The sequence below is a fragment of the Saccharopolyspora shandongensis genome, from assembly GCF_900106995.1.
GTDB lineage: Bacteria > Actinomycetota > Actinomycetes > Mycobacteriales > Pseudonocardiaceae > Saccharopolyspora > Saccharopolyspora shandongensis.
Genome location: NZ_FNOK01000033.1, coordinates 15,426 through 36,667, shown reverse-complemented (window position 1 = coordinate 36,667; position 21,242 = coordinate 15,426). Strand labels below are relative to the sequence as shown.

Sequence of the window (21,242 nt, the reverse complement as noted above, 5' to 3'; positions counted from 1 at the left end):
TAGAGAATCGCTAGAACCTTCGCCCGGCAGATGTTAACGGGAGGTTACGCCGAAAAGAGCAGGGACGGCGATCCAGCACTCGGCTAGACTCCCGCGCCGCGGCAGCCGCCGAGACTTCCTGAGAGATTTATGAGAACAGGCAACGGTTTTCGAGACTCAGGCGTACCTAGGAGATGGACAGGAACTCGAGCACGTGCGGCCAGCTGTCGCGACTGGCCGTCTCATCCGCCACCGGGTCACCGCCCATCACCAGCCGGTCGAAGCCGGCGCCCCGCGGCCGCGCCGCCGTACCCGGAGCACCCAGCAGGTGACCTGCCTCCGGGTAGCACACGTGCCGGTGCGGGAACCTGTGCCCGCGCGCGTCGAGCCGCGCGATGATCCGCTCACCGAACAGCTCGGACGGCCAGAGCCCGTCCCGGCCACCGCTGAGCACCAGCACCGGCCCGTTGATCCGCTCCACCTCGATGCTGGCGGCCGCGACGGCCTCGTCCTGCCCCATGGCGCGCTCGAACGCCGACCGGAACGACACCGGACGACCGCTCAGGAAGCCCTGGAACTCGGCCATTTCGGCGGCGCTGGGCGGCAGCATGGGCACGAACGGGACCGGCTCGCCGCCGCGACTCCACGACGACCGGGGGCCGGCCATCATGGCCCGGGGATCCGACGGCACGGCCTGCCACGCCACGCTGCTGGGTACGTGGGCGACCACCGCCCGCACCAGCTCCGGATGGGCCGCTGCCAGCAACAACGCGAGCTCGCCGCCGCGCGAGCGGCCGAGCACGGCGAGCCGGTCGGCGTCTACCTCGGGACGTCCGGCGAGCCAGCGCAGCGCACCGGAGAAGTACTCGAGCGGGATCTCGATGAGATCCCGCGGCAGCCCCGCCGCGCCGAAGCACGCCACGGCGAGCGCGGCGAAGCCCTGCTCGGCGAGCAGGCGGGCAACGAGCTCGGGCACCGCTCCGGACGAGCCGCCGACCACGAGCACGGCCGGGTGCGGCCCCGGCGACTTCGGACTGCACAGCACCCCGACCAGGTCGGGACGCGAAACCTGAACCGACACCACGCTAGCGTTCTCCACGGCGCCAGCCTAGCCACCCGCCCACGAGCGAGTGGTCCACATTGGACTGATCAGGAGGCGACGAAGTCGTTGGCCGAGATGCCGTAGTGCTCCTCGACGGCGTCGGCGATGAGGTGGCAGAGCAGGAACCGCTCCACCGGCAGCAAGCCGATCCGGTTGAGGTGCAGGTAGAGGTAGTTGAGCGCGAAACGAAACCCGAGGAACCCCGGATCTCGCTGCAGATCGGCCATCCGGCCGCCATCGCCCTGCAACAACCGGTGGAAAGTGCTGTGCTCCAGCATGCCCGGGTCCCAGCTCTGCGCCGCGTCCGGCGCGACCGCGCCCGCGAACGACAGCTCGCCGGAGCCGATCAACGGCTCGGCGGTCGAGCGGAACCGGCCCAGCAGCCGGACCCACTCGGCGACGAACGGCACGTCGGTGCCGCCGCCCGCCACGCAGTCGAGCACGCCGACCAACCGTTCCCGCAGCACAGCGGCCTGCGAGCGGTACTGCTGGACGCAGAACTCGCGCCGCGCGGCGGGGTCGGGAGCACGCACGATGAAGCCCTCGGCGTGCGACCGGTAGGAGATGAAGCCGCGGTCGATGCCCGGCCACATCGCGTGCGCGGTGGCGATCATGAGGTCGGCGGCGAGGCCGACCCGGCTGCGCCCGGCGCGCACCTGGTCGAGCATCTCGAAGACCAGCTCGTTGGTCTCGTGGTAGAAGGCTTCGAGCAGCGCGGCGGCCGCCTCGCCACCGAGCACGTGGATGCGCCGGTCGTGCGGCGCGTGCTGGATCGAGTTGTCCGGGTGGAACGGCGCCAGCGGGCCCGATTCCCGCTCCTGGCGGGCGACTTCGCGATGGGTGGCCAGCAGCTCCCGTTCGTCGATCCGCGCGGTGGAGGGGTGCTCGGCGAGGTACCGGTTCGCCGCGCTCTCCACCTCGGGCCGGATCACCTCCCGGAACACCGGCTCGGGCGCGCGGAAGCACAGCCGCAGGTGCGGGCCGCGAAGCCAGTGGCGGACGAAGAACATCCGCTCGGCGGCCGCCGGCATCCGGGCGAACAGCGGCCGCAGGCAATCCAGGATGAGATCGTCCTTCTCCGCCGCGTAGTAGATCTGCACGCCGTGCCAGGTTCCGGAATCCGGTGGCGCGGACTGGTTCTCGTTCATCGCACTCCCCTGAATCGCGGCTCGGTCCGCATTCAACCAAGAATCTTCCGATGCTGTCCAAGATTCTCCACAGCCGCGCGGAAGTTCGGGTAGGCTCCGCGGCGTCGACCGCCTCGGATCCGGCGCGGTCCGCCGACTTTCCGGCCACTGCGGGGAGTTCGCCGCGCGCTACGAGCGCGGGCGATGGGGAGGATCATGGGCAAGCACTTCGCGTTCGTCTCGCTCGCCGCGCACGGCCATGTGAACCCGACGCTGCCACTGGTGGAGGAACTGGTGGCCCGCGGCCACCGGATCAGCTACGCGACCGGCGGCGATCAGGCCGCGGCGGTCCGGCGGGCGGGCGCGACGCCGGTGGTGATGCCGTGGCACGTCGAGCTGGCCGGGCTGGCGGGTCGCGGCTACACCGCGGCGAACATGATCAAGATGATGGACGCGGGCATCGAAGAGCTGATCACGACGTACGACGAGCTGGCGAGCCCGTTCCGGGCCGACCGCCCGGACTGCGTGTGCTTCGACGTCATGGGGTTGCCCGGCCGCGCCCTCGCCGCCGAACTCGGGGTGCCGGGCGTGGGCCTGGCGCCGAACATGGTCGGCAACGAGCACTTCTCGCTACAGCAGCAGATGTGGCCGGCCGACCTCGACCACACCGATCCGAGGCTGTTCGCGAGCGGCCAGAAGCTCGCCGGATTCGCGCACCGGCGGGGCCTGCCACTGCAGGCGCTGCTGCCGACCGCGGCCCGCGCCGGGCTGAACCTGGTCTTCCTGCCGCGGAAGTTCCAGATCGCGGGCGAGACGTTCGGCCCGGAGTTCCGCTTCCTCGGCCCGGGCCTGCCCGGACGAGCCCGCCCGGACGACTGGTCACCGCCGGCCGCGGACGCGCCGATCCTGCTCATCTCCCTGGGAACGGTGTTCAACGACCGGCCGGACCTGCTGCGGGTGTGCGTCGAAGCGTTCGCCGACACGCCCTGGCACGTGGTCATGGCGACCGGCCGCGCCGACCCGCCGGCGGAGATCCCGGCGAACTTCGAGGTGCACCAGCAAGTCCCGCAGCTGGCGGTGCTGCGGCACGCATCGGCGTTCGTCTCGCACACCGGCATGGGGTCCACAATGGAATCCCTGCTGCACGGCGTCCCGTTGGTGTCGCTCCCGCAGACGCCCGAACAGGCATTCAACGGCAGGCGCGCGGCCGAACTGGGCTTGGGACGAGCGGTGGACCCGGAAGCGGTGACGGCGGCGGAGCTGCGCGCGGCGGTCGAAGAACTCGCGGCGGATCGGGCCGTGCGGGACAACTTGGCAATCTGGCGGGAAGAACTGCGCAGCACCGATGCGGCGGCGCGAGGCGCAGACGCGTTGACGGAGTTCCTGGCCGGCGACCCCGGCTCGGTGGCGAAGGGTGGAGTGGATGTCTGACCTGGACCTCGTCGAGGTGGCCGAGGGATTCGAGTGCTACACCCCGGCGACCGGGAACCCCGTGCTGACCGAGGCGAAGCTGATCTACGCGGAGATCTTCGGCCGGAACACCTACCTGAGCGGCCTGACCCCGATCGACCCGAAGGGCCTGGTGGTCGACGCGGGAGCGAACATCGGCCTGTTCACGCTGTTCATCAAGCACCACTACCCGGAAGCGTCGGTGCTGGCGGTGGAACCGATCCCGCACAACGTCGAAGCCCTGAGAGCGAACCTCCGCCACCACAACGTCTCCGGCGTCACGGTCCACCCCACGGGCCTGTCGGACGCGCCGGGAACGACGGAGTTCTACTTCTTCCCGTCGATGCCGGGAAACTCGACGGCCCACCTGGCGGAAAAGCTCAAGGACAAGCAAACGGTAGCGAAGTACGCGAATCCGGCGATCGCGGAACAGCTCTACCGAAACGAGGCGGTCCAGGTCCCCACCACGCCGCTGTCGGACCTCCTACCCCCGAACGTCGAGATCGACCTGATCAAGATGGACATCGAGGGAAGCGAAGAAGCGGCCCTGAGGGGAATAGCGGAAGAGGACTGGCCCCGAATCAAGCAACTAGCAATAGAGGTCCACGAAACAAGGTCCACACTAGACAGTGTCCTAGAAACCCTGACGACCAGAGGCTTCAAAGCAAGAGCCCAAACCCCCGAAGAAGCCCCAAAAGGAATAGACAACAGAATAGTCTACGCAACCCGCCCCTGACCCGCGCAACAGCACACGGCCGAAGACGAGGACCGAACGGACGGCCACTGACGAGAGCGGGCTGCCCCACGCCGGCCCCGACACCCCACGGAAGAACTTCGCCCCCGGCTTCGATGAGTCGAGGCCGGCCATCAACCGAGTGCGGCGGAAGCACGGAGCGTCCTGGTCAGTGCCCTTCGGAGAGGGCGGCGGCGATGAAGTTCGCAGTCAGCACAGCGAAGATGTACGCCTGCAGCACCTGGATCAGGGCCTCCACGAAGGTCAGGGCGATAGCGAAGGCGAAAGCCACCAGCGAGACGGGCTTGAGCCACGCGCCGGCCTCCAGGAGGAGGTACTGCCCACCGAGGATGAACACCAGCAGGATCAGGTGCCCGGCGAACATCGCAGCGAATACCCGGATCGCCAGGAAGACCGGCTGCAGGACGAACTTCTGGGCGAACTCGATCGGCGACAGCAGGACGTAGATCGACTTGGGCACCCCGGGCGGGAACATGACGTGCTTGAAGTAGCCGACGAAGCCATGTCGTTTGATACCCACGCCATGCATCACCGCGTACACCACGAGGAAGAGCGCGATCGGGAAGCCGATGTGCGACATCGTGGGGAACTGGACGATCGGGATGATGCCGAAGATGTTGTTCACCAGGACGAAGGTGAACAGCGTGAAGATCAGCGGCACGAACGGGCGGAAGTCCTCAGCGCCGATCTGCTCCCGCGCGATCTTGTTGCGGGTGAGGCCGTAGACGGACTCGGCTACGAACTGCGCCCTGCCCGGCACCAGCTTGAGATTCCGGGTGGCGAGCACGAAATAGGCACCCACCATGATCGCCGAGAGCACGACGAGGACCATCGGCTTGGTGACCTCGCCGAAGATCGGCGGAAGGACGAAACTCTCAGCATTCGGTGTCTTGGAACGTTCCGCTGTCCTCCGTAATCAACGCGCCCACTCCGAGCCCTTTCCGCTCTACCCCACGAACTTCGCTTCCGGGATGAATCAAAGAATCCGCGACCAAGGTACCGTGATTCACCCTTGATCTTGCCGATCTTGACACAGTTCTCGACGCAGGAGACTCCTTCGCAAAGCCGGGCTTGATCGAAGGCGCGGCCCTTCTCAGGCAAATCCGACCGCAAGTTGAGGGCGCGTAGCCTTCGCGCGGAGCGCTCACACCCGCCTGGGAACCCCCAGCTCCCAGGCAGGTGTGGCTGATCGGGCTGTCCCCGTGCCGCGGGTCAGCGGAGAACGGGCAGCGGCGACTTGGGGATCCGTCCGGTGGCCGCCTCGATGAACGAAACGGGCTCGGCGATCTCCGCGAGCAGATGGACCGTTTCGCGCAGCGCCGCCGCGGGAACCTCCGGCGCCCGCTCCAGCCCGTCGAGCACATCGAGCAGATGTACCACCGACTCCATCAGCACGATGCGCACTGCCTCATCCCAGGTCGTCACCGCGTTGGCTCCCGGCCAGGGAACGAGGGACGTCGCCCCGCGGTCTCGCAGCGCGGCGACCGCACGCGGCGCGTCGTCGGCGTAGTGGCCGATCAGACCGGCGCGATCAAGGCTGCTCGCCGTGGCCACGGCGGCATGGGCGACCTGGTCGGCCATCTCGTGCGCAACCCCGCCGGGGGCGTTGAACCCACGCAGGATCTCCACTGCGGTGACCGGTGCCGCGGTTGTCTTCACTGCGCCAGCGGGCGGATCGGCGACTGCGGCGGGGAACATGCCCACGTGCGCGTAGAGCGCAGCCACGTCCCAGCCAGGGCAGCGCGTCGCCCTCGACCACTGCTGCTCGGACAGTCCCGCGCCGATCTCGGCCCAGCAAGCCCAAACCGCCTCCAGGGCATCGACCCGCTCACGGTAGCCACCCATCTATCAACCACTCCTCGAAACAGGAAGGACCCGGTCAACAGCCGAAATCACCTCAGTGCGCCCGGAAGCCCCGGCGTGCGGCACCACCAGCGGCGACCCGGAACTGATCACCACGAACCTTCAGCTCGCCATTGGCGAACCTCGACCGACTCGACCACTTATGTCAACCATGGTGTCACAATGACATTCAGGTTGCCAACCCGAAGAGGGGACTCAAGATCGCCACAGCCGGACACCACCCTCCCGGCCGCGCAGCTCTCCGCCCGGGACCGGAACGCGGACCGCTTCAATTGGGCTCACTGTTGCCGAAATGCCATAATGACACCATGGTTGTCAAAATCGACTCCCCGCTGCCGCCGGAGCAGCTCGGCCCGCGACTGGCCGAGATCTATGCCGTGCTCGGCCCGCTCTACCGCAGAGCAACCCGCGTGGTCGAAAACGAAAGCCCGCACACCGGGCTTTCCGTCGGCGTCCGCACCGTCCTCGAACTGCTGGTACGCACCGGGACGGCGGAAACCGTCCCGCAGATCGCCCGAACCCTAGGACTCAGCAGGCAATTCGTGCAGCGCATGGTCAACGACGCGCTGGAGCAAGGATTCGTCGTGCTGAAGAGAAACCCCGCCCACCGTCGATCGTCACTGGTGGAGCTCACCGAGCCCGGCCAAACCGCCATCCGCACGGTCCAGGGGAGCGAACACGAGGTACTGGGTCACGTCGACGGCGACCTCACCGACGCCGAGATCGCAACGACCCTGCGAGTGCTGCGCCGCATGCTCGCCGCGGTAAACGAAATCGACGTCTGACCTTCCGCACCGCACCGAGCACTGACCGGGCGAAGACCAGAGTCGTATCGGGCGTCCATTCCGTCCACTCAGGACACTTTCAGCTGGTCGCCCGTGCCGCAATCGGTGGCCGCAGATCAGGACGGTGATGTCGTGGCAATCGGTGACAGAGTCCCGTGCGGTCGCGAACCAGCCGGGAAGGTCACCGGCACGGCCTTGTACCCGGACGCGGACTACGCCATCGATAGATGTGCCGGCAGCACAGCGACGTGATTGGAATGCCAATCGTCATTGCGGTGGCCTCTCACGGCTTCTGGTGGTCTGGTGCCAGGACGCGCCAGGCGATGACGGCACCGGCGATGGCGAAGGCGGCGCAGATGAACATGGCGATGCTCTGCGCCTGGGTGAACGCGAGGTGCGCGGCGCTGATGAGGTTCTGTTGCTGATCGGTCAGTTCGCCCAGAGTGCTGCCCAGGGACGATCCGGCGTGGACATTCAGCGTCGGGGGCGCGAAGTGCCGGTAACCGGCGGCGACGATGCTGCCGATGAGGGCCACGCCCAAGGCGATGCCGAGTTGCTGGTGCGTGTCGTTGAGGGCTGAGCCCATGCCCGCGCGGTCTGGTGGCACGGCTCCGAGGACAGTGGTGTGGACCGCCGGCGAGGCGAGTCCCGATCCGGCTCCCGCTAGGAACAGTCCCGTGGAGATGACCGCGTAGCCGCTGGCCGGGGTGAGCATGCCGAGGACGGCGAAGCCGACTGCGGTGACGGCGAAGCCGGTCATGATCGAGCGGCGGTAGCCGATGCGGCCGGGGAGCCGTTCACCGATCGGCGAGGCCCCGACCACGCCGATGGCCAAGGGGATGATCGCGAGACCTGCTTGCAGAGGGGTGTACTCCAGGACGTGCTGGAGGTGCTGGGTCAGGATGAACAGCACGCTGCCGGTGCCGATGGCCAAGACAGCGACCGCGACGCTGGCCCCGGCGAACCGGCGATCCCGGTACAGGCTCATCTCGATCATCGGAGACTGCGCACGCCGCTGGCGCACCCAGAACACGACCGCGCCGGCGACAGCCAGGGCGAGGCATGCGAGCACGGCCGGCGATAGCGGCCCGTGATCAGGAGCGAGGATGATCGCGGCGACGAACGAGCCCATGGCCAACGTGACCGCGGCCGCGCCCACCAGATCGATGCGGCGATGCTGCCGGTCGCGGGACTCGGGGACCAGCCAGGCGATCAGCACGCTCGCCGCTGCCGCCAGGACGGCATTGATCACGAAGATCCCCGGCCATCCCCACTGCTCGACCAGCACGCCACCGACGAGCGGTCCGACAGCCATCGCGGCCGAGCCGACCGCCGACCAGACCGCGAACGCCTTGACCCGCTCGCCAGGCTCGAACACGTGCACCAGGATCGCCAGCGTGCCCGGCATCACCAACGCCGCGCCGACACCCATGAGCGTGCGGGCCACGATCAGCCACAACGCCGTAGCCGCGAACGCCGCCGTCACCGAGGTCGCGGCCAGGGTTCCCAGCCCGACGATGACGGCCAATCGGCGGCCGTAACGGTCCGCGATCAGCCCGGCGGCGACCAGGAGCCCGGCGAAGACCACGACATAGGAGTTGAGGACCGCCTGCAACTCGGCAGGGCTCGCCCTGAGCTGCTCCTCGATGGTCGGGATTGCGACGTTGAGGATCGTGTTGTCGACGACGATCACCGTGAGCGCCACGCAGACCGCGCTCAAGATCACCCACCGCCGGGGATCACGCCGGATGCCACTGACCACACTCTCACCTACATTCATGGTTACAAACCTACAGCGTAGGAGAAATTCAGTGCCGATAAGGTGAGGGCATGGTCGTCAAACGCAACGAGGACGTGCCCGGTGCGGTGTGGTTCCGCGAACCGCAGCAACGCCGCAAAGCTCCCGCGCTGAACCGTGCGCGCATCGTCGCGGCTGCTGTCGACCGGCTCGACCGGGAAGGAATCGACGGGCTGAGCCTGCGCAAGATCGCCGGCGATCTCGACGTGCACGCCACGAGCCTGTACTGGCATGTCGCGACCAAAGGCGACGTTCTCGACCTCGCACTCGATGAGGTCTTCGCCGAGATCACGCTTCCCGGCGGACACAGCGCAACGGACTGGAAGGAAGTCGTGCTGACCTACATGCGGCAGCTTCGTGCAATGCTCTTGCGTCACCCGTGGGCAGCGTCGCTCGCCAGCACCCGGCCCCTGGCGGGACCACTCGCGCTGGCACGCTCCGAGACCGTGTACGCCGCGCTCGACAGGGCCGGATTCGAAGGAATCACCCTCTCGGCGGCCGCTGCCGCGATATCGAACCTCGTCATCGCTACCGCCTCATCCCAAGCAGCCTGGGCCGGACAAGCAGAGGCCAACAGCCGGGAAGCCCTGCGCCAGCGCATCGCCCACGATCAGGAGCTCTACCCGACACTGGCCACGCACCTGGCAGCCTTCCTCGGCGACTGGGACTCACAGTTCGAAATCACCGCCCAGACCGTCATCGCAGGCCTCGACGCCAAACGCAAGGAATGACAACGCCGACGCCCGCCGAGCCACCACCAGTTTCAACTGGCTGAGCTTTCGCGATCCCCGCGACCGCACCTACCGCATGGAGGAGGGAGCCCTCGTCCGCGGCAAACAACCCGTCGACGAGCAATACGACCGATATCTGCCCCAGATCAATCGTGATCGCCAGTTGGCAGAGGCCGGGCAAGGCTTACAGAACCCCACAGCCCTGGAAAATCCGACGAACTCGCCCGCGCGGCCGGACGCAAGGGATGACAACGCCCGTCGGCCAGAGCGTGCCCGTCGGCGTCGGTGACGTAGTCGATGCGCGCCGGACGTGCATGCCTCTTCCCCCAGGAAACGTCCATGGGCCGCCAGTACCGGTCGAGCTGGTCGCAGCCAGAATCGTTCCGCCCTATGGGAAGTTGTATCGGCAGCTCGGTTGAAAATGCAGCGTCTTTGAGCTGTTGATCTCGAGATACGTACCGGAAAAGAAAAACCCCAGGCCGAAGACCTGGGGTTTGTTGCTCCTCCGACTGGACTCGAACCAGTAACCCTTCGGTTAACAGGCCGGTCTGCCCGTCAGTCGCCACCGGTCGATCTAGCTGGGATATTTGCGATCGCTCACGCCTTCAATCGGCCACACTCGCCCCCAATCGGTGGCGATTCTGCACCATAAATGCACCCTCGTTCGTGATCTTGCCGCCGAGACGGCTGGCCAACCCCTTGGCCATATTGCACAACCGGGCACGTTGTTCTCGGCATGGGAGCGGGCCACGCCGCAGAGCACCTACACGGCCTCGATGGCGTCGAACCAACAACCGGCTCCAGCAGCGTGATCTGATGGCGCAGAGCGAGGATCTCGATGTCCTTGTCCCGGTCACTCATAGGTAGCAGACGCAGCATGGCGAACGCATTCGCCATGCTGAGGTGGGCCAGTCGCAACAGCACATCGTATGACTTCCGAGATCATGCCTAGACACCGGTGGATCATCCGCCGCTGGGTGTCACGACGAAATTCGTTAGCCAAGTAAGAAAACATGTCCCAAGGACTTAACGAGTTTGCTTGAATGCGGGAAGAAGTCACTGCCGCCAGGACCAGCGACGTCGTGTGCCTGTCAACGATGATCGCGGCGATGGCGCAGGCGTTGGGTCACCCACACGACCAACTCCGCCCCACCGTGGCCCCCACACGCTCGGCATAGTCCAACGCCACCTGGGTCTTGCCCACCCCGGAGACCACTACCGAATCCGAGCTGAATGTCGCCGCTTCGCCGGAGTCCAACACCCGTGCGAACACGCCGGTGGCATCCCAGGCCTGGAACACCGCCGCCCGCGGCGGGAAGCTGCCAGCCCGATACGACAAAACCAACCACCGCACGCCCAGGACTATGGACATGCACGCCACCCTGGATGACCCTGGCCTGCACCACATTCCCGGCGGCACCCGAGCACCCCGGTGCGCTTCCACTGCGATCGCGCACGTCGTCTCGTAACCGAGCTCCGGACTCAGCGCGCACAAAGGGTCGAACCCGCGACGACCGCCCCGAGATGCTCCCTGCGAGCGTCGATCCCCGCCACGCACCGCTCGGCCAGCACCTCAACCCGGCGGCGAGATGGCCCATCCCGACGCTGAGCGCCCGCGCGATGATCGGTTCGAAGGCGTTGAGCTGCAGCGGGCCGCCCCTCCACCGCCAGGGTCACCGTCACGTCGTTGCCGATGATGTCGAAGGCGATCTGGTTGACCATCTCCGAGATCACCGGGTCCACCTTCCCGGGCCTGATCGACGAACCTGCCTGCCGCGTGGGCAGCATGATCTCGCCACACCTGGCCTGCGGCCCGGAGGACAGTAGCCGCAGGTCGTTGCAGATCTTCGAGACCTTGACGGCCGTCCGCTTGAGGACGCCGTACAGCTGCACGAACACCCCGACGTCCTGAGTGGCCTCGACGAGGTTGGTGGCGGAGGCGAACGTGGTGATCCCGGTGATGTCCCGCAGGTGCGCCAGCGCTGCCTCCCGGTAGCCCGGGCGGACGTTGAGCCCTGTGCCGATGGCCAACCCACCGAGGTTGAGCTCGTGCAGCAGCAGCCAGACCTCGGACAGACGGGTTTCGTCCTCCCCGAGGGTCACCGCGAACGCGCCGAACTCCTGGCCGAGCGTCATCGGAACGGCGTCCTGGAGCTGAGTCCCCCGAAGGCGGGCCAGCGCCGCCAGCAGCTCGTCGATGTGCACGTCGAGAGCCAACTTGACCGCCGTCGGGTAGACGTCGTTGGTGCTCTGGCCGAAGTTGACGTGGTCGAGCGGATGCACCGTCGCGTAGTCGCCGCGCGGCCGGCCCAGGATCTCCAGATCGCCGTTGGCGATCACCTCGTTCGCGTTCATGTTCGTCGAGGTGCCCGCCACACCGTCCGTGCTGCTACCCCTTACTACATCGCGAGCTGTTGACTGCCGTCCAGCTCGCCGGAGGCGAGCGCCTGCGCGCGCATGTTGGCGAGGGTCTGGGAAGGGTCCCTGGCGAGTCTCCAGAAGGTCCACCCATTACATGATTGCCGGTTGACGGCGTACATCGCTGCGCGGGAGGGATTGGGAAAGAGCTCGCCGGTGCTCATCTGGATCTTGCCATCGCTTAGTACGCACGCTTCGTGATTCGTTCCTTTGTGCTTACCCACGATCTGCTCACCCGGTCTAAGGAACTCAGCTATAAGGAGATCGCTCAGCGACACGTCGTAGTTGGCGCGCGTACGCCGCGCCTGCCGGCGCTGGGGGCTGACATTCTTCGGGATCGAGAAGCCGAGCCGCTCTGGATCCCAGATGATGTCGCACAGCCGGGTGTAGAGCTGCTGCCGTTGCTCGATCGACTCCTTGGTGAACTCGTCGTAGTGCGTCATTAGCTTGTCGAGCTTGTATGTTTTCAGAAACTTGCGGTATCCCGGGTAATTCCGGTAACTGTCCTTGTTCATCGACCTGGCCAGCGTGTTCTGCCGGAAATAGAACGGCAGCTTGTCGGGGTAGGTCTTGTCGTTGAAGCTTGCATTGTCGGACTTCGGCAGGAGCAGCAGCCCGCCCAGCCTGTTGCGGACCGAGTGAAACGTCTTCTCCGTCTTCACTTCGGCCTGATGGCGTTCGAACTTGTTGGCCCAGACGTGCTCGATCTCGAACGGTGTTTCACCAGCGACGTACCTGACGAACTCGCTGAGCTCGTCACGATCGGTTTCGCACTCGGCTTCGACGAAGGCGGTCAGTCTCGCCAGCAGGTAGCGTATCTGACGCCGGTTGTCCGGCTGGAGCCCGAAGCTCGACATGCCCCTGAACTCGTCGGAAAGCTCGACGATGCGTGCCGACAGGAGCGTGCTGAGCTTCGCAGCCGAGCCGATGCCCCGGATGTCTCGGACGAGTTCGTAGATGTCGTCATCGAGCTCGTTTGGCCGACTGACCGTTCCGTTGACGAGCTTCCGCAGGTAGATGAGATCTAGGAATGAGGCGATCAGCGATGCCTTATACCGGAACTCCGTTTCCGTGTCGCTGGGCTCCACAGCAGCCATGATGAGCAGGTACTGCTTGTCCAAGCCATTCTCGGCGTTGTACCTGATCGCCGCGAACTCCGGGTCCTGGCTGCGTGCCGCTGCAAGCAGAGTCCGGTACCGGAGGGCGAGGTTGACGATAGTGGTCCCGAGGAACTGTCGGTAATCCTCGGAAGTGTGAAGACCGATACGGTCGGCGTTGGCCCGGACCCATTCATGACTAGCGCCAGTGACAGCGGCCCGGTCGTTCTCGTCGTCGACCGTGGCGTACTTCGCCAGCAGAAGAGTCTCGAGGAACTCACCGGGGGTTCGAGTGCCGAGCGCGGAGAGCTGGGTGAGCATCTCGCGCCACTGGTTGTTCAGATCAGTCGTGTCCTGGCGGGCCTTCTCGATGAGGTGCCCCTTCAGCAGGTCGATCGGAGCGAGCCGGACCCCGCGGTCGTTCATGGTGACGAATATTTCCCAGCCGTGCTGGTTGCTGTGCGCCTTAATGCCGACCATGCAGACACGCGTGAGCAACCAATCGGTGAAGTGTAGTAAGGCTTCACCGGCGAGTTCCTCAGGGAAATCTTCCTCCAGGTCCCGCGATCGCTCGTACAAGTTACGCACGGACGGACTTGGATCCGCGGGCAGCTCGTACGGGAAGCATTTGACCAGTGCGCGCAGCAGCTCGTCCCGCTCCGGCGCATGCACAGTGAATGTCGTCTCACCATAGCTGGACGTGGAGATGAGGTTGTGAAGCTTGCCGGCTTCCTCCCCCTCCTCGCGGTCCTTCATCAACCGGTACAGATGGATGAGGAGCAGATGCAGCGTCGTAATCCGCTGCTGACCGTCCACGAGGACGGTGGTTTCTCCGGATTCAACGTAAACAAACGGCCCGAGGAAATACGGATGGTACTCGGCCGTTTCTCGCCGACCATGAGTGGGTTTCCAAGACTTCCTAAAGCTCCGATGGAGATCTCGGACGAGCGTGGCAACATCGCGCCGGTCCCAGCTGTACTCGCGCTGATAGTTGTCTACCTTGAAAGTCCGGTCGCCAGAGAACAGTTGATGTATGGTATACGAGTGTCCTTGGATCGGCGCATCCGCCACGGTACCCCCTCATTACGTGCGGCATTGTGTGATCAAGATCTAGCAGACGTGCACTGGTCCGTCATCCCGCTGAACGGGGCACGGACGGCGAGCGGGTTCCGAGCCGGTGCGCTTCGGCGGTGATGAAGTGCTGCTCCATCCGGACTGCGCGGCGTCGGCCGTTTCGGGACTCCGGTTCTGCGCTGATCCGCTCGCGTCTGTTGAGTGGACTCTTGATTCGCTCGTCACCGAACCACATGGCGAAGGCGCGGCCGTGCCGGTACGAGGTACAGCCGCGACCCGTGGCGAGCATAGGCACCGCGGTGGATCTCGGCGATCTCAGTGGCAGGCTCCTCCTCTGCCGCGGCCCGCTGCGCCCGCGCCAGGGCAGTGTTGATCCACCCATAAAAGCCCTGGCGACGTACATCCAGGACCCGGCACAGCCGCGTGACGCCGAGTGTTCGGAGAGGAACCGGTAGCTGCAGGTCAACGACCCAACTCCACCACCCGCTTACGCAGCTCCTCCCGCTCACCGGCTGCGAGCTCATCCACCCCGCTGGTCTGCGCGCTATCGGCGGCCCGCACCCTGCTCGTGTTTGAGTCCCAACTGGCGGGCAGCCTCCCGCAACGGGCGATCAGAGGAAGGCACCAGCTCAACCGCGTCCTTGAGGAACTGCTCGGGTACTTCGACCGACGTGCCACCCGGCCATCCTTCCCCAGGCCACTACTGCCTGGACTCAAGGTGTCCGACCCGCAGGGGGAACCTCACCTGCCAGGTCTCCCTTCCACTCGTGCAGCAGAGTCAGAGTTCCGTCAGCACCGCAACGCCCGGCCTCCGCGCCACCGATCGCTACCTCCACACCCGCTGATGCGACTTCATACCCTGTGGCCACATGAGCCTCCAGATGGCTCGGACGGCCGTAGGAGGGGCACCACGCTCTGAATGTCGGACAGGGGGCTTAGGCTGAGCCTCTGCTTCGGCGGCTCGCCACACGAGGCGCGGGCGTCAGGAAGTCAGCACAGCAAAGATGACACAGAGAGGACGTCATGGCGGGTACGAAAAGTGGGAGCTCTGGAGCAACGAAACCCAAGTGGACTCCCGACACACCTTTCGGGCCGCCGGACAACCCCGTTCATACGTCAGGCGGGTGGCTGTGGGCTCCTTTGCGCCGAAAGTGGCTTCTGGCGAAGCCTGAGGAAAAAGTACGCCAGGACTTCATCTTTCAGCTACATCGAGACTGGGGATACAGTCTCGAACAAATGGCACAAGAGAAACAGACGCAATCCGGCCGCAAATCTTCGAAGGCTGATATCGTAGTAGCCACTTCCGCCGAGGACCTCGAAAAGAACACAAATTATTCCGTAGTTGTCGAGGTAAAGGCCGAACACGTTCGGATTGACCCAGATGATTACGCTCAGGGCGAATCGTATGCTAGGGCCATGGGTGCTAATTTTCTGGTCATGCATAACATGAAGGAGACATCGTTCTCTTTCCTTGAGCCGGGCGCTCCTGGTCGCCGAATCGAAATCGAGACCATCCCTCACGCGGACGACCTCAGCGATTCAAGGCGCTTGAAACAGATTCAGCGGGCAACAAAGGCATTCACTCGCGACGAGTTTCAGCGGTTGCTATACGAGTGCCACTGCATCCTTCGAGACAACCACAAGATGGACCCAGGTGCAGCCTTCGACGAGATCTCCAAAATCCTCTTCATCAAGATGGCGCACGAGCGGAGAGGACGATCGCAGGTCCTTACCGAAGAAGCCATCAACCGCCAAGCCGAGACTCAAGTCGTAGCACTCGACCCTCGACATTTTCTCGATCAACTTTTTGACTCTACAAAAAAGTATTACCAAGCCGAGAAGCTTTTCGGAAAAGAAGACAGAATTCGAGTCTCACTAGAGACCCTCAAGCGGATCGTAAACAAACTCGAAAAGTTCAATCTATCGGACACCGGCGATGACGTCAAAGGCATCGCATTCGAGAAATTCCTTGGACAAACTTTCCGAGGAGAGCTTGGGCAGTTCTTTACTCCGCGTCCAATCGTAGACTTCATGATCGAATTTCTTAACCCTAAAGAAGGGGATCTCATCTGCGATCCAGCTTCCGGCACGGGAGGCTTTCTTATCAAAGCCTTCGAACACCTGCGTAATCAAGTAGAGCAAGATGTTCATGCCCAAAAAACCGAAAAGCTCGCCAAAGTCGCAGATACCGCAAACCGAGAAGAATGGCCAGAAGAGAAACTCGCCCTCGAAGCAGAACGTATTCAACATGAATACAACAAGCAGCTCGACATCACCGATCGTCAGTCTCGCATGGCCAAGATTGCCGCCGAGCAGATCTTCGGTGTCGACGCAGAGGCTCGGGCTGCCCGAACCAGCAAAATGAATATGATCATGCACGGCGATGGACACGGTGGCATCTACTATCACGATGGCCTACTTGACGTACACGGTGTACACGAAGGCCGATTTGATATCGTCGTCACCAATCCACCTTTTGGAGCCAACGTCGGCAAAGATCAAAGGGTTGGCGCTACAGATCAAACTCGTGTCGATACTGACCAAGCAATCGTGAAGGCGAACACGCTTCGCTATGGCGACAAATGGCTTGAGTCTTACGATAATTTGGCCGAGGCCATGCGCGACCGTCGCCCCATCCTTGAATTGTTTGATATTGGACGCGATCCAATTGCAGGCGAAATAGGTGTCGCAAAGGTTCGCCCCAGTCGCCAAACGGAAACTCTTTTCCTGGAGCGATGCTTGCGACTGTTGAAAAAAGGCGGCCGCATGGGAATTGTATTGCCCGATGGCATTCTCAATAACCCATCGATGTCATGGCTAAGAGAATATGTTGAAGGGCGAGCAAAACTGACCGCCGTAATCTCAATTCCCCAGGATGTCTTCGCTTCATCTAAAGCGACCGTTAAAACGTCACTGGTGTTTCTTGACCGCTTCACAGAGGAGGAAGAGACCAAATGGGCGGAATCGATTGATCAAGCAAGGAAAGAGACAGCATCGGAGCTCGCCGAGAAATACCGGGAACTCGACGAACTTGACTACCGTGTTCGGATCTACGACCGCCCCGAGCTTGCCAACCTTGTTGACGAGATTGACACCCTCACAAACGCCACTCCTCCCAATCAAAAAGATCTGCGCGTCGCCCGATCGAAACTTCGCAGTGCTCTAACCGAGGACGATCGATCCCGGGCCAAGCAATTGAATAAGGAATTGATCTCTCGACGTGCGGAGCTTGACCGACTAGCGGAGGAAATGACGCGTCAACGGGCCCGCGTACTATTTTCCTACCCTGTCTTCATGGCAGAAGTGGAGTCAGCAGGTATCACAGCAACCGGAGAGACAGGAGAGCATGTCTCCAATGGTCTTCCTCGTGTGCTAGCGGACGCTCGAAAGTTCCTCCAGGACAGGGAAGGATTTATGCGGCACAGCCAGGAGAAGCTCAGTATGGCAGACAGCCAGGAAAGCGCATGAGTAGCACAGTTAAAGTCGTGCCGTTTGCGTCACTGCAACGTTGGGATGTCAAGAACGTTCTCACTCGAACGTGGCGACGGACACCTGAACAGCTTGCTCCCTTTGGTGAAGTTGCAGTTCGCCGTATCGAACCGAATTCGGGCGGCCTTCGATACGGATCTGTTCATTTCAACGGCAAGATAACTCAACGCCCAGAATCAAAAGTTATTCAAGGGGCTACATACGTCGCAAGGCCCAACGACGTAGTTTTCTCTCGCATCGATGTGCGTAACGGCGCGATCGGAGTAATGCCCGACTACTATGGACCCCTCGCATTTACCAATGAATATCCGATCTATGACGTAAAGGCTACCGGAAAGATCCTCCCCGAATATGTTCAAATTCTCTGCAGAACGGACACATTTCGCAGTCAGATACAGGCCCTTGTAGTTGGTCACTCCGGACGAAAGCGGGTCTCAGCGGAAAACTTCGAAAGATTTCTTATACCCCTTCCCTCGAAATCCGAACAAAAGTACATCGTCGATCGATACCAAGCGGCGTTTACTAAGGCTCAGGAGCTTCGAGAGGAGGCCGAGGCACGGCTCCAATCTGGAATCGCCGCTATCACTGAAATTCTTGGTCTATCGTCGCCCGATGTGAGTCCAATCGAAGGAACCTTCGCCGCGCCATCACACGCACTTGAACGATGGTCCGTGTTCAACGCAACCGCGGCGGCCCGCGGAATTAGTGACGAACTTACGAGCCGATACGAAGTCAGGCCGCTTGGCGATCCAGAAATCGCCAAGGTTAACTACGGTATTCAGAAAAGCCCCCGAAATCGACCAGATGCACATCCGCGTCCATATTTGCGCGTTGCTAACGTGCAAGACGGATACCTCGATCTTCGCGAAGTAAAATGCATAGAGGTTGCGGATGACCAGATGGACGCGCTTCGCCTTGAGCCGGGAGACGTCTTGTTGTGTGAAGGTAACAGTGCCGAGCTTGTAGGAAGGCCCGCACTTTGGCAAGGAGAAATTAAGGATTGTGTACACCAGAACCACGTCCTAAAGGTCCGCGCAAACACGAACCTACTATTGCCCGAGTACCTTCTTGCCTACATGCAGACAAAGCCTAGCCGGGGACATTTTCGGAGACGAGCAAAGAAGACCACTAACCTCGCGACGATCAGCAGTTCCGATGTGCGTGAACTTCGGATTCCGGTACCACCAATCGATACACAGCGCGAAGTAGGTCAGTTCTGGAGCGAAACCCGAAAGGAAGCCCACGAACTGAATCAAGATTCGGAACGCCTTGAAAAAGAAGTGACACTACAAGTTGAAAAGATGATTGTCGAAGGCTTGTAGTTTGATCACTCCTCGAAGTCACACTATAAGAACTTCGACGTAGCTTCGCCCCCAGGTGGCCGTGTTCTGGCTGGCACACGCCCAGGAGCATGCCAACAAACCGCACTGCTCCTGGTCTAGCCCACTAGATCAGTGGCCCGCCAGTACGAGGTGGCCCGTCGGGCGCGTCTGCCAAGGAGGCCTGCCCTTGCCGATAATCTCATCCGCCTTGGTGAGACGCAGTCGGCACGGCGCACGGGAGGGTCAACCAAGCGGATGCTCTCGCTCTGCCGAGCGCCAAGGCATGCTGATCGACTGTGCTGCTGCGACTGGCCTAACTCGGTGTGACCAACGCGTTCGCCATGCTGCGCCTGCTGCCCATGAGTGACCGGGACAAGGCCATCGAGATCCTCGCCCTGCGCCGTCAGATCACGGTGCTGGAGCGCCAACTCGGCAAGAAAAGGGCGCGTTTCGATCCAAGCGATCGAGCGTTCCTCGCGGCGCTACTGCACCGGCTACCACGGAATCTACTGCCCAGGTTGCGGTTGCTCGTGCGTCCGGACACGGTGCTGCGCTGGCACCGCGACTTGGTCGCACACCGCCATGCGACTTCTTCCAAATCGAAGCGCTCTGGCCGGCCACGCACCGTCCGCTCCATCAGGGCTCTGGTGCTACGCATGGCACAGGAGAACAGTTGCCGTGCAGGTCATGCTGCGCGGTGGGAGGCCACCCAGTCGATCGTGTCGACGTATGTTGAGGGGCTCGAGCTGCTCTGGATCCGTGACCGGTATGGGCAAGGGGCGTAGCGGGCGGGCGTTCGCGATGCCCTGGTGAGGCCGGTGGGAATTGTAGAACTGTTCGAACTCGCGCAAGGCGTGGAGCAGGTGGCGCTGGTTCCAGATCAAGGTGCGGTCCAGCAATTCGCGTCGGCAGGTCTGTACCCACCTTTCCATGATTGAGTTCATTCTCGGCATCTGGACGCCGCTGAGTACGACCTCGATCCCGGTATCCGACAGGACGGTATCGAACAGGGCGGGGAACTTCCCGTCCCGATCCCGGATGAGGTACCGCGCCCGACACCCGGTGTCTTCGAGGTCCATGACGAGATTCTTTGCGGCTTGGGTGACCCACGATGCTGTCGGGTGCGCGGTGGCACCCAGGATCCGGATCCGGCGACTGGCGTGCTCGATCACCGCCAGCACGTACATTCGCGCCCCAGACAGGGTGATCGTCTCGAAGAAGTCCCACGCCAGCAAGGCATCGGCCTGGGAGCGCAGGAAGTCGGCCCATGTGCTGGAGTTGCGTTCGGGTGCGGGGTCAATCCCGGCCGTCTGCAAGATCTCCCAGACCGTGGAGGCGGCCACTTTCACTCCCCGGACGAGCAATTCGCCGTGACGTCGGCGTTATCCTGCACGGATGCGGTTTTCGGCAAGGGCAACGCTATGAGGGTGCTGTGTGAGTACGCGGACCACTTCAACACCCACCGTCCACATCAGAGCCTCGACCAACACCCGCCGGAGCACGATCCCACAGCGGTGATTACGGATGACGCTCCCATCCTCCGCCGCAAGGTCCTCGTCGGCTTGATCAACGAATCTGCCGAGCCGCTTGAAACCAATCAAAAACCCCAGGTCAGACCCATGTTCTGAGTTTTGGCACCGTAGAGGCACATGAGCCGCCGCGTTCGCACCATGGCGCGACGCGGCGAGATCGACCTCCCCAGCCAAACAACCTCATTCCAGACCCTGCGGAGCTCGCGGGATGAGCCACGTCAACGAACCCCCAAACGACCGCTCACCAGCCACACCAACACGGATGCCGGCAATCCCGGTCATCCTGGGCGGCACAAGCATCAGCAGCGCTGCAGCAGCATGGGCGAACGCACCTTGGTGGGCGATCACGCTCTGCACGTTGGGCGGCGTGCTCTGTACCGTGCTCCACACGGTGTTTCCCCACGAGTCAGGCAACAAGCTGTCGTGGTGGAAAGATCTCCGCCGACACCGGGAACGCCTTCGCAACGACGCCCAAGGGCACGGAATCACCTACGAACCGCAGGATCCCACTATCGCAGGCCACTGCACGCGCAGACGGCGCATCCGCGGTGCAGCACCCACTCGGAGTTGCCCACCACCGCGACGCCGACTCCAGAGGATCCGCGACGCATGGAGCCAACGTGGTCTAGCTGAGGGAACGCGACATCCCCGCCCCGAGGTCCCGGCCGATCACGATCGTGAACAAACCGATGGCCGATACAAGCGCGGAAATCACGAGCTTG

15 protein-coding genes and 1 pseudogene are annotated in these 21,242 nt (G+C 63.2%); 7 read left to right on the top strand and 9 right to left on the bottom strand.

All coding sequences use genetic code 11. The features are described from left to right. Positions 1 to 166: 166 nt before the first annotated feature. Both BLW84_RS28655 and BLW84_RS28650 read right to left on the bottom strand, forming a co-directional pair. On the bottom strand, positions 167 to 1,078 hold the full coding sequence (locus BLW84_RS28655) for an alpha/beta fold hydrolase (protein WP_093271396.1): 912 nt from the start codon (positions 1,076 to 1,078) through the stop codon (positions 167 to 169). A gap of 50 nt (positions 1,079 to 1,128) precedes the next feature. Continuing rightward, entirely contained in the window at positions 1,129 to 2,229 is a 1,101-nt protein-coding gene (locus BLW84_RS28650) for a thiopeptide maturation pyridine synthase (RefSeq protein ID WP_093271394.1), read from the bottom strand. 195 nt (positions 2,230 to 2,424) lie between these two features. On the opposite strand from BLW84_RS28650, the gene BLW84_RS28645 reads away from it, so the two are divergent. Both BLW84_RS28645 and BLW84_RS28640 read left to right on the top strand, forming a co-directional pair. Beyond that, on the top strand, positions 2,425 to 3,639 hold the full coding sequence (locus BLW84_RS28645) for a macrolide family glycosyltransferase (RefSeq protein WP_093271391.1): 1,215 nt from the start codon (positions 2,425 to 2,427) through the stop codon (positions 3,637 to 3,639). Next, the gene (locus tag BLW84_RS28640) at positions 3,632 to 4,393 is read left to right on the top strand and encodes an FkbM family methyltransferase (protein ID WP_093271388.1); all 762 of its coding nucleotides are present in this window, start codon (positions 3,632 to 3,634) and stop codon (positions 4,391 to 4,393) included. Before BLW84_RS28645 ends, BLW84_RS28640 begins: the two co-directional genes overlap by 8 nt. Positions 4,394 to 4,559: 166 nt before the next feature. On the opposite strand, the pseudogene atpB reads toward BLW84_RS28640, so the two are convergent. Next, positions 4,560 to 5,340 (bottom strand): annotated as a pseudogene (gene atpB, locus BLW84_RS28635) (F0F1 ATP synthase subunit A). Between the two features lie 283 nt (positions 5,341 to 5,623). Beyond that, positions 5,624 to 6,256 (bottom strand): maleylpyruvate isomerase N-terminal domain-containing protein, encoded by a 633-nt coding sequence (locus BLW84_RS28630; protein ID WP_093271386.1) that lies wholly within the window; start codon positions 6,254 to 6,256, stop codon positions 5,624 to 5,626. A 290-nt stretch (positions 6,257 to 6,546) separates the two neighbouring features. On the opposite strand from BLW84_RS28630, the gene BLW84_RS28625 reads away from it, so the two are divergent. Beyond that, positions 6,547 to 7,059, top strand: a complete 513-nt coding sequence (locus BLW84_RS28625) for a MarR family winged helix-turn-helix transcriptional regulator (protein WP_218157501.1) — start codon at positions 6,547 to 6,549, stop codon at positions 7,057 to 7,059. 283 nt (positions 7,060 to 7,342) lie between these two features. Here the strand turns inward: BLW84_RS28625 and BLW84_RS28620 are convergent, their stop codons facing one another. Then, entirely contained in the window at positions 7,343 to 8,839 is a 1,497-nt protein-coding gene (locus BLW84_RS28620; protein ID WP_093271381.1) for an MFS transporter, read from the bottom strand. Positions 8,840 to 8,889: 50 nt separating this feature from the next. On the opposite strand from BLW84_RS28620, the gene BLW84_RS28615 reads away from it, so the two are divergent. Further along, complete coding sequence (locus BLW84_RS28615) at positions 8,890 to 9,588, top strand: TetR/AcrR family transcriptional regulator (RefSeq protein ID WP_093271378.1); 699 nt, start codon at positions 8,890 to 8,892, stop codon at positions 9,586 to 9,588. Positions 9,589 to 10,714: 1,126 nt separating this feature from the next. On the opposite strand, the gene BLW84_RS48490 is transcribed toward BLW84_RS28615, so the two are convergent. The 3 genes from BLW84_RS48490 to BLW84_RS28600 all read right to left on the bottom strand — a co-directional run bounded on the left by BLW84_RS48490 (position 10,715) and on the right by BLW84_RS28600 (position 14,174). Further along, positions 10,715 to 10,960, bottom strand: coding sequence for a hypothetical protein (locus BLW84_RS48490; protein WP_218157499.1), 246 nt, complete (start codon positions 10,958 to 10,960; stop codon positions 10,715 to 10,717). A 110-nt stretch (positions 10,961 to 11,070) separates the two neighbouring features. Continuing rightward, positions 11,071 to 11,943, bottom strand: coding sequence for a lyase family protein (locus BLW84_RS28605; protein WP_425441766.1), 873 nt, complete (start codon positions 11,941 to 11,943; stop codon positions 11,071 to 11,073). A 44-nt stretch (positions 11,944 to 11,987) separates the two neighbouring features. Further along, positions 11,988 to 14,174, bottom strand: a complete 2,187-nt coding sequence (locus BLW84_RS28600) for a GmrSD restriction endonuclease domain-containing protein (RefSeq protein WP_093271373.1) — start codon at positions 14,172 to 14,174, stop codon at positions 11,988 to 11,990. A 1,026-nt stretch (positions 14,175 to 15,200) separates the two neighbouring features. On the opposite strand from BLW84_RS28600, the gene BLW84_RS28595 reads away from it, so the two are divergent. Further along, a complete protein-coding gene (locus BLW84_RS28595) occupies positions 15,201 to 17,645 on the top strand; it encodes a type I restriction-modification system subunit M (RefSeq protein ID WP_093271370.1) in 2,445 nt (814 codons plus the stop codon). Then, entirely contained in the window at positions 17,642 to 18,988 is a 1,347-nt protein-coding gene (locus tag BLW84_RS46530) for a restriction endonuclease subunit S (RefSeq protein WP_143061131.1), read from the top strand. The genes BLW84_RS28595 and BLW84_RS46530 overlap by 4 nt, the downstream gene beginning before the upstream one ends. A 650-nt stretch (positions 18,989 to 19,638) precedes the next feature. Here BLW84_RS46530 and BLW84_RS28585 read toward each other — a convergent pair. After that, positions 19,639 to 20,331 carry an integrase core domain-containing protein gene (locus tag BLW84_RS28585; RefSeq protein WP_245761448.1) on the bottom strand — a complete coding sequence of 231 codons (693 nt, stop codon included), beginning with the start codon at positions 20,329 to 20,331 and terminating at the stop codon, positions 19,639 to 19,641. 27 nt (positions 20,332 to 20,358) lie between these two features. Between BLW84_RS28585 and BLW84_RS28580 the strand changes: the two genes are divergently transcribed. Next, entirely contained in the window at positions 20,359 to 20,616 is a 258-nt protein-coding gene (locus tag BLW84_RS28580; RefSeq protein ID WP_093271365.1) for a hypothetical protein, read from the top strand. Positions 20,617 to 21,242 lie beyond the last annotated feature (626 nt).

Excerpts from the sequence above, each read along its gene's own strand:
- BLW84_RS28650 (WP_093271394.1), bottom strand. The coding sequence starts at position 2,229 with ATGAACGAGAACCAGTCCGCGCCACCGGATTCCGGAACCTGGCACGGC.
- BLW84_RS28645 (WP_093271391.1), top strand. The coding sequence starts at position 2,425 with ATGGGCAAGCACTTCGCGTTCGTCTCGCTCGCCGCGCACGGCCATGTG.
- BLW84_RS28640 (WP_093271388.1), top strand. The coding sequence starts at position 3,632 with ATGTCTGACCTGGACCTCGTCGAGGTGGCCGAGGGATTCGAGTGCTAC.
- BLW84_RS28630 (WP_093271386.1), bottom strand. The coding sequence starts at position 6,256 with ATGGGTGGCTACCGTGAGCGGGTCGATGCCCTGGAGGCGGTTTGGGCT.
- BLW84_RS28620 (WP_093271381.1), bottom strand. The coding sequence starts at position 8,839 with ATGAATGTAGGTGAGAGTGTGGTCAGTGGCATCCGGCGTGATCCCCGG.
- BLW84_RS28615 (WP_093271378.1), top strand. The coding sequence starts at position 8,890 with ATGGTCGTCAAACGCAACGAGGACGTGCCCGGTGCGGTGTGGTTCCGC.
- BLW84_RS48490 (WP_218157499.1), bottom strand. The coding sequence starts at position 10,960 with ATGTCCATAGTCCTGGGCGTGCGGTGGTTGGTTTTGTCGTATCGGGCT.
- BLW84_RS28605 (WP_425441766.1), bottom strand. The coding sequence starts at position 11,943 with ATGAACGCGAACGAGGTGATCGCCAACGGCGATCTGGAGATCCTGGGC.
- BLW84_RS28595 (WP_093271370.1), top strand. The coding sequence starts at position 15,201 with ATGGCGGGTACGAAAAGTGGGAGCTCTGGAGCAACGAAACCCAAGTGG.
- BLW84_RS46530 (WP_143061131.1), top strand. The coding sequence starts at position 17,642 with ATGAGTAGCACAGTTAAAGTCGTGCCGTTTGCGTCACTGCAACGTTGG.